The organism is Nonomuraea sp. NPDC050547, from assembly GCF_044457345.1.
Classification (GTDB): domain Bacteria; phylum Actinomycetota; class Actinomycetes; order Streptosporangiales; family Streptosporangiaceae; genus Nonomuraea.
This window is the reverse complement of sequence record NZ_JBITGW010000003.1, coordinates 529,219-537,660: the sequence shown is the minus strand read 5'-3', so window position 1 is coordinate 537,660 and position 8,442 is coordinate 529,219. Positions and strand designations below refer to the sequence as shown.

7 protein-coding genes are annotated in these 8,442 nt (G+C 71.5%); 4 read left to right on the top strand and 3 right to left on the bottom strand.

The annotated features are described in order from the left end of the window. Positions 1-153 precede the first annotated feature (153 nt). Positions 154-1,140, top strand: a complete 987-nt coding sequence (locus ACIBHY_RS10080) for a nitric oxide synthase oxygenase (RefSeq protein WP_397249424.1) — start codon at positions 154-156, stop codon at positions 1,138-1,140. Positions 1,141-1,183: 43 nt separating this feature from the next. Here the strand turns inward: ACIBHY_RS10080 and ACIBHY_RS10075 are convergent, their stop codons facing one another. From ACIBHY_RS10075 to ACIBHY_RS10065, 3 genes are read right to left on the bottom strand one after another with little or no spacing between them, the layout of a single operon-like run. Next, entirely contained in the window at positions 1,184-2,551 is a 1,368-nt protein-coding gene (locus ACIBHY_RS10075; protein ID WP_397306578.1) for an FAD-dependent oxidoreductase, read from the bottom strand. Continuing rightward, complete coding sequence (locus ACIBHY_RS10070) at positions 2,505-4,505, bottom strand: molybdopterin oxidoreductase family protein (protein WP_397306477.1); 2,001 nt, start codon at positions 4,503-4,505, stop codon at positions 2,505-2,507. The genes ACIBHY_RS10075 and ACIBHY_RS10070 overlap by 47 nt, the downstream gene beginning before the upstream one ends. Next, positions 4,502-5,806, bottom strand: coding sequence for an MFS transporter (locus ACIBHY_RS10065; RefSeq protein ID WP_397306476.1), 1,305 nt, complete (start codon positions 5,804-5,806; stop codon positions 4,502-4,504). Before ACIBHY_RS10065 ends, ACIBHY_RS10070 begins: the two co-directional genes overlap by 4 nt. A 61-nt stretch (positions 5,807-5,867) precedes the next feature. On the opposite strand from ACIBHY_RS10065, the gene ACIBHY_RS10060 reads away from it, so the two are divergent. The 3 genes from ACIBHY_RS10060 to ACIBHY_RS10050 are packed head-to-tail and all read left to right on the top strand — an operon-like array spanning position 5,868 to position 8,437. Beyond that, complete coding sequence (locus ACIBHY_RS10060) at positions 5,868-7,187, top strand: cation:proton antiporter (RefSeq protein WP_397306475.1); 1,320 nt, start codon at positions 5,868-5,870, stop codon at positions 7,185-7,187. Positions 7,188-7,210: 23 nt separating this feature from the next. Beyond that, complete coding sequence (locus ACIBHY_RS10055) at positions 7,211-8,227, top strand: LLM class flavin-dependent oxidoreductase (RefSeq protein WP_397306474.1); 1,017 nt, start codon at positions 7,211-7,213, stop codon at positions 8,225-8,227. Positions 8,228-8,248: 21 nt separating this feature from the next. Next, entirely contained in the window at positions 8,249-8,437 is a 189-nt protein-coding gene (locus tag ACIBHY_RS10050) for a 4-oxalocrotonate tautomerase family protein (protein WP_397249434.1), read from the top strand. Positions 8,438-8,442 lie beyond the last annotated feature (5 nt).

Genomic DNA, 8,442 nt, shown 5'->3' with positions numbered 1-8,442 from the left:
CCTTTGGGCGGCGCCCACCGGGCTCCGTGGGGGCGCCGCGCGTGCTATCACTGGCGGCTTGGATTATATCCATACCCCCCCCCCCGCCCGCCCCCCGGGGGGGGGGGCGCCCCCCCCCCCCGTCCCCTTCGCCGACAGAACAAGGAGCCAACCATGCATACCGTCGAGGACCTGGCGGAGGGCTGCCGGGTCGGCTGGCGCAACCACGCCCGGTGCATCGGGCGGCTGCACTGGCAGTCGCTGCGGGTGATGGACCGGCGTGACGCGCGCACGGCCGAGGACGTGGCCCAAGCCTGTGTCGAGCACCTGAGGTACGGCACCAACGGCGGCAACATCCGCAACGTGATGACCGTGTTCCCGCCCACCGGAATCCGCATCTGGAACCCCCAGCTCATCCGCTACGCCGGGTACCGGCAGCCGGACGGCTCGGTCGTCGGTGACCCGCTCAACGCCGACCTGACCCAGATCGCCCAGCGGATGGGCTGGCGAGGGCGGGGCGGGCGGTTCGACGTGCTGCCGCTGGTGATCGAGATGCCGGGCCGGGCACCGGAGATGTTCGAGCTGCCGCCCGACGCGGTGCTGGAGGTGGACATCACCCATCCGGATCTGCCCTGGTTCGCCGACCTCGGTCTGCGCTGGCACGCCGTACCGGCGATCTCCAACCTGGCTTTCGAGCTGGACGGGATCACCTACACCGCGGCCCCGTTCAACGGCTGGTACGTCGGCTGCGAGATAGGCGCCCGCAACTTCGGCGACACCGGCCGCTACGACATGCTGCCCGCCGTGGCCGAGCGGATGGGGCTGGACACGCGCACCTCGGCCGGCCTCTGGAAGGACCGCGCGCTGATCGAGCTGAACCAGGCCGTGCTCCACTCCTACCGCGCCGCCGGCGTGCGGATCGTCGACCATCACGTCGCCGCCCGCCAGTTCGTCACCCACGAGGAGCGTGAGCTCGACGCGGGACGGTCCACGCCCGCCGACTGGGCCTGGATCGTCCCGCCGCTGTCGGCCAGCACCACGCCGACCTTCCACAGGAGCTACTCGGTCGAGCCCGGCCTGTCGCCCGACTTCCACTATCAGCCCGACCCCTGGAAGTCCGCCGCCCAGTGTCCCTTCGCCGATCCGCTCCGGGCGGCCTGACGGACGAGAAGGCCGGTCGCCGCGGGCGATCGGCCTTCGCCGGTCAGCCCGCCTCCGCGACCGGGGTCAGGGAATCCTCGAACGAGCCGATCAGCGACTCGATGGCCGGCAGGCACGTGCCGCACCCGGTGCCCGCCCTGGTCTCCCTGCTGACGGCGGCCGCGGTGCCCGCGCCCGCCAGCCAGGCGGTCCTGATCCTGCTCTTGGACACGGCGTTGCACTGGCAGATCGTCGCCGTGCCCGCCAGCGCGGCGAGGCCGGGCCCGTCGCCACCGGCCGCGAGTTCGGGAAAGAGCAGGGACTCTCGTGCGGCGGGCACCTCGCTCTGCCTGTCGTACAGCTGTGTGAGCGTGCCCACGGCGTCGCTGCGGCCCAGCAGGATGGCGCCGGCGAGGCGCCGGTCGCGGATGACCAGCTTCCTGTAGACCCCGGCCACGGGGTGGCTGAAGGTGACCGTCTCGCCGTTCACGTGCACGTCGCCCAGGGAGGCCACCTCAAGGTTGGGGGCCTTGAGCCGGGTGACGATCCGGGAGCCGCGGTAGCGCAGCGGTTCCCCGGTGAGGTGGGCGGCCAGGGCCTCCGCCTGCTCCCAGCAGGGGCCGACCAGGCCGTAGGTGACGCCCCGGTGCTGGGCGCACTCGCCGATCGCGTACACGGCCGGATCGCTGGTGCGGAGCAGGTCGTCCACGACGACGCCGCGCTCGACCGCGAGTCCCGCCGCACGTGCGAGGGAGGTGACGGGACGCACCCCGCACGAGGCGATCGCCAGGCCGGCCTCGATCGCCGTGCCGTCGGCGAGCACCACGCGGGCGGGCTCGACCGCCGCCACGCTGACGCCGACGTGGACGGTGATGCCGAGGCCGGCCAGCGTCTGGGCGAGGATCTCGCCTCCTTGGGCGTCGAGCTGGCGCTCCATGAGATGGCTCGCGAGATGCACGACGGTCACGCGGATCCCGCGCATGGCCAGCCCGCGCGCGGCCTCGATGCCGAGCAGGCCGCCGCCGATCACCACGGCGTCACGGACGCCGCGGGCGCGGGCGAGGATGTGCTCGCAGTCGTCAAGGGTGCGGAACGGGACGGTGAGCTCGATGCCCGGCATCGGGGGCATGATCGGCTCGCTGCCGGTGGCCAGCACGCAGACGTCGTAGGGGCTGCGGCTGCCGTCCTCGGCGACGACCTGCCGCGCGGCGCGGTCGATCGCGGTGACCTTCACGCCGAGGCGGGTGCGCACGCCTTCGGGCAGCGGCATCGTCAGCTGGCTCGCCCGGGTGGTCCCGGCCAGCACGCCGGACAGCAGCACCCGGTTGTACGGCGGGCGCGGCTCGGCGCCGAACACGGTGATGTCCGCGTGACGCAGCCGCGCGTCACCGGCCAGCCGGGCGCCGGCCATGCCGTTGCCGATCACTACCATTCTCACGGACAGCCTCCACACGGACGGCGCACACCTTGAGCTCCGGCATACGCGACATAGGATCCAAAGCCGTATTTGTCAGGAGATTTGCACCCGGCCAATGGAAGGGCATGAACACCGTGTCGCGCCGGATCGTGGTGGTGATCCTCGCGGGCGCGGTGACGCTGCCCCTGCGGCTGGTGACGCGTACGGCCTCGCCCTGCGCCACCGGCAACTGAGCCGCCAGATCGGGATGCAGCTCGACGAACGGCCCCGGGGCGGCGCGGTTGAGCTCGCGGACCCGGCGGGTCTGCGCGCCGCTCTGGTACTGCTGCGCCACCCTGCCCGTCGTGAGATACACCGGAAAGTCGGCGCAGACGTCCTCCTCGGCGGGGCGGAAGCGGACGGGCACGAACCGCGCCCTGCCGTCGGCGGTGGCGAAGCGCTCCTGGAACATCCGCGTGCCGCCCCAGAAGCCGCCGGTGTCGTAGTCGATGCCCGAGTAGTCGACGGGGCCACCGGCGCTGGCCCGCTGAAGTTCGGCGAAGACGCGCCGCGGGTCGGGGGTGAACTCCCCCGGCGCGTCCAGGCGCCGGGCGAGCTCGCACATGACCTCCAGGTCGGAGCGGACTCCGGGGGGCGGGCCGGCCGCCTGGCGGCGCCGTACCACCTTGCCCTCCAGCGTGGTCATGGTGCCGTCCTCCTCCGCCCACTGGGTGACGGGCAGCACCACGTCGGCCAGCGCGGCGGTCTCGGAGGGGACGACGTCGCACACCATCAGGAAGTCCAGGGCCCGCAGCCGCTCCCGCACCACCGTCGCGTCGGGAGCGGAAACGGCCGGGTTGGACCCGAAGACCAGCATCGCGCGCGGGCCTCCCGGAGTGCCGAGCGACCGCAGGAGTTCGTAGGCGGAGGGCCCGGGACCCGGCAGGTCCTGCGGGCGGACGCCCCAGACGCCGGCGACGTGGGCGCGGGCGGCGGGATCGCGGATGTCGCGGTAGCCGGGCAGCTGGTCGGCCTTCTGCCCGTGCTCCCTGCCCCCCTGGCCGTTGCCCTGCCCGGTGAGCGTGCCGAATCCGCATCCCGGACGGCCGGGCAGGCCCAGGGCGAGAGCCAGGTTGACGAACGCGGTCACCGTGTCGGTGCCCTTGGCGTGCTGCTCGGCGCCGCGCGCGCTCAGCACGATCGCGGGCCGGCGCGCCAGCGCGCGGACCACCTCGCGCAGCTGGTGCACCGCCACGCCGGTGATGCGCTCCACCCGCTCGGGCCAGTAGTCGTTGGACGCCGCGGCCGCCTGCTCGAACCCGGAGGTACGGCTCTCCACATAGGCGGTGTCGACGAGGCCGTCGGCGATGGCCAGGTGCAGCAGCCCCAAGGCCAGCGCCAGGTCGGTGCCCGGAGTGATCTGCAGGTGCGTGCCGGCCAGCTTGGCGGTAGCCGTCCGCCGCGGATCCACCACGATCAGCCGTTTCGCGCCGCGCAGATGCCGGACGAACGGCGGCATGGTCTCGGCCGGGTTGGCGCCCACCAGCAGCACGGTCCGCGCGGCGGCGATGTCGGCGACGGGAAACGGCAGGCCGCGGTCGAGGCCGAAGGCGCGCCGGAGGGCGGCGGCGGCCGAGGACATGCAGAAGCGGCCGTTGTAGTCGATCCGGCTCGTGCGCAGCGCGACGCGGGCGAACTTGCCGAGCAGGTACGCCTTCTCGTTGGTCAGCCCGCCGCCCCCGAACACCGCCACGCCGTCCGGGCCGCAGGCCGCCTGCACCCGGCGGATCCGGCTGACGACCTGGCCGAGCGCCTCCTCCCACGTGGCGGGCCGCCCGTCCACCAGTGGCGTGGTGAGCCGGTCCGGCGCGCGCAGCACCTCGCCCGCCGTCCAGCCCTTCTGGCACAGGCTCTCGGCGGAGATCAGGCCGCCGGGCGAGACGTCCATGCCGCACTGCAGCGCGCAGTAGGGGCAGTGCGTCCTGGTCATACCCGCGCCTCCGCGAGACTCGGCCGCCACCGCAGCAGGACCGTGCGCAGGTAGCACCACCACGTCACGCCGCAGCACGCGAAGTAGAAGATCCCGAACGCGGCCAGGGCCGCGCCGGCGCCGCCGAGGGCCGCGTAGGACTCGCCGAACGCCCGGTTGATGAGGAAGCCGCCCAGCGCGCCGACGGCGGAGACCAGGCCGAGAGCGGCGGAGGCGGCCCGCCTGCCGCGGTTCAGGTCCTGCTCGGTGGCGGTGAAGATGGCCGGGATCATGCGGTAGGTGGAGCCGTTGCCGACCCCGGAGGTCAGGAAGAGCAGCATGAAGGCGCCGAAGAACGCCGGGAAGGCGGCGGAGTCGATCGCCGCCCACACCGCCAGGACTCCGGCGCCCATGAGGGCGAAGTTCCAGAAGGTCACCTTCGCGCCGCCGTACCGGTCGGCCAGCCATCCGCCCAGCGGCCTGGCCAGCGACCCGAGCAGCGGGCCGACGAACGCCATGGCCGCGACGGGCGCCTGCGGGAACTCCTTGTGCATCAGCAGCGGATAGGCGGTCGAGTAGCCGATGAACGACCCGAACGTGCCGATGTAGAGAAACGACATGAGCCACGTCTGCCGGTGGCGCGCCACACGTAGCTGCTCACGCGCGCTCGCCCTGGCCGAGGACAGATTGTCCATCCCCCAGCGCGCGGCCACCGCCGCGATCACGAGCAGCGGCACCCAGACCCATCCCGCTGCGGCCACCCCGTAGGCGCCGACGACCAGCGGAATGATCACCTGGACGGAGCTGACCCCGATGTTGCCGCCCGCGGCGTTGAGACCGAGGGCCAGGCCCTGCTTGCCCGCGGGGAAGAAGTTGGTGATGTTGGCCATGCTGGAGGCGAAGTTCCCGCCGCCGAGCCCGGCCGTCGCCGCGATCAACACGAACATCCAGTACGGCGTCGCCGGGTCGCTCACCGCCACCACGAGAAGCAACGCGGGGACCAGCAGGAACAACGCGCTCAGCACGGTGAAATTGGCGCCGCCGAGACGCGCGGGCAAGAACGTGTAGGGAATCCGCAGGACCGAGCCCACCAGGTTGGGTATCGCCACCAGCCAGAACAACTGGTTCACGGAAAAGGCGTAGTCGCCGAGCTCGAGAATGACCACGCTCCACACCGTCCAGAGCGCGAACCCGAAATGCTCCACCAGAATGGACAGGCCGAGGTTGCGCCAGGCGACTTTCCTGCCCCTACCATGCCAATAAGTCGCGTCATCAGGCCGCCAATCGGCGATCCAGCGACTTCGCCAAATACCTGTGTTCATGCCTCCCATGATGAAACACACAGGAGATATGCGCACCCATGCCTAGAAAGGCAGGACGACAATGCTAGAATCCCCCGTCGCCCTCATCCCCCATCATCAGCTATTGATCTTTCTGCTGCAAGTCTGCGCCCTTTTGGTCGCCGCCAGGGTGCTCGGCGCATTGGTGCGGCGCGTGGGAATTCCCGCCATCGTGGGCGAGCTGGCCGCGGGCGTGCTGCTGGGGCCGACCGTTCTCGGCAAGGTGACACCGGGCTTCTTCGACTGGCTCTTCCCGCGCGATCCCGCCCAGTTCCATCTGCTGGACGTCGTGGCGCAGCTCGGCGTCCTGCTGCTGGTGGCCTTGACCGGCGCGGAACTGGACCTGGCCGCGGCACGCAGACGACGCCGCGCGGTCGCCGCCATCAGCGCCGCCGGGCTGCTGATACCCCTGTGCCTGGGGGTGGCGCTGGGCCGGCTGATGCCCGCGGGCGTGCTCCCCGACGGCTCCGACCCGCTGGTCTTCGCGTTGTTCCTCGGGGTGGTCATGGGCGTGAGCGCGCTGCCCGTCATCGCCAAGACGCTGATGGACCTGGGCCTGTTCGGCCACCGGGTGGGCCAGCTGATCATCACCTGCGGCGCGCTGCAGGACATCGCCGGCTGGCTGCTGCTCATGGTCGTCTCGGCGCTGGCGGTGACCGGCCCGCCGGGCGGGAACAAGGTCCTGCTGCTCGCGTCGCTGCCCGTGATGGCGTGCCTGTTGCTCATCGGCAGGCCCGTGGCACGCACGGCGTTCGGCGTCGCCGGCCGCTCCGGGGTCGCCCTGATCGTGATCATGACGCTGGTGGGAGCGGCGGCCGCGCACGCCGTGGGCCTGGAGCCCGTCTTCGGCGCGCTGGTGGCGGGGCTGGCCATCAGGGCCGCGGCCCCGCACGCCGAGCAGTCCCTGTCCGTGGTGCGCACGTGGGTGCTGTCGGTGCTGGCGCCGCTGTTCTTCGCCACGGTGGGCCTGCGCCTGGACCTGACGGCGCTGGCGGAGCCGGCCGTGCTGGCCGTGTCGGCGGCGGTGCTCTGCGTCGGCGTCGGCGGGAAGTTCGCCGGGGCCTGGATCGGCGGCGCCGTGTCGGGAATGGGCCGGTGGGAACGCCTGGCCGTGGGCGCCGGAATCAACGCGCGCGGCGTGGTCGAGGTGATTATCGCGACCGTGGGGCTGCGTCTCGGAATCGTGGACGGCAGGATGTACACGGTCATCGTGGTGTTCGCGATCGTGACCTCGCTGATCGCGCCGCCAATTTTGCGGTTCACCATCCGCAGAATGCGCACGCCTGAAATAGCGGCTACCGCCGGCGGGACGTCGCCCTCGTTGACTGACCCATCGCCGCGAGTATCGTCGTTGCGAAACTAACTATTTTCTCCGTGGAGACTCGTATGAAATTCGGGATTGGCATCGGGCGCACATTGACTGCTCAACAGGCGGCCCTTGTGGCGGTATCGGCGGACGAACTCGGGTACGAGCACTGCACCTTCATCGAGTCGCAGAATCTCTGCCGCGACTCGACGGTCATGATGGCCCTGGCGGCGGCAGGAACCACGCGGATAAAGCTCGGGCACGCGGTGACCAATCCCTATATCCGCCACCCCGCCGTGCTGGCCAACACGATGGCGACGATCGACGAGCTCTCCGGCGGCCGCGCCTTTCTCGGGATCGGCGCGGGTGGCAGCGCGGTGGCCATGGTGGGCCACACCCCGCGGCCCCTGGGCGAGCTGGACGACCTGGTCTCCTTCTTCCGCGCCTTCGTCGCCGGGAAGGAGACGTCCTGGCACGGGGCGCCGATGAAGTCGGGCTGGTCGCGCGGGAGCATGCCGGTCGTGCTGGGCACGCACGGCGCGCGGAGCTGCCGGCTGGCCGGCCGCGTCGCCGACGGCGTGTTCCTGCCCGGTCTGGATCCGTGGATCACGCGGTGGAAGCGCGCCAGAGTGGCCGAGGGCGCAGCGCGGGCCGGCAGGCGCCTGTCCGACCTCGAACTGTGGAGCCGCGGCGCCCTGTTCGTCCACGACGACGAGGACTACGCCAGGGAGTTCGTCCGCTCCTACGCCGCCACCTCGGCCTTCTTTCTTTGGCGCTCGGCCGTCAGCCGCACGGAGCCGGTCAACCGCGAACTCGCCGCCGCGCTGCCCGGTGGCGTCGTGGACGAGATGGCCAAGCTGGCCGAGCGCTACCGGTGGGACCAGCACGAGGCCAAGGGCGCCGAACACGCCCGCGACCTGTCCGCCGACCTGATCGACTGCTTCGCGATCTACGGTCCGCCCGCGCGCTGCGCGGAGCGCCTGGCCGCTCTGGCCGAGGTGGGCGTCGACGCCGTGTCGTTCACCTTGTACGGCGTGCCGGACAAGGTCGGCATGATCACCCGGTTCATCCATGACGTGGCCGGTCAGCTCCGCTGACGACTGGAAGGGAATGCCCCGATGCCGTTCATCACGGTGCTCATGCTCCAAGGCAAGAACCTGGAGCAGCGCCGCAGGTTCGCAGAAGAGGTCACCAAGTCGGCCGAGGCGACGCTGGGCGCCAGGCCGGAAGAGGTGCGGGTTCGGTTCGTGGAGATGGCACGCGACGATTTCGCGCGAGCCGGGCGGCTGATGTGTGACGAGGTGTGAGGACT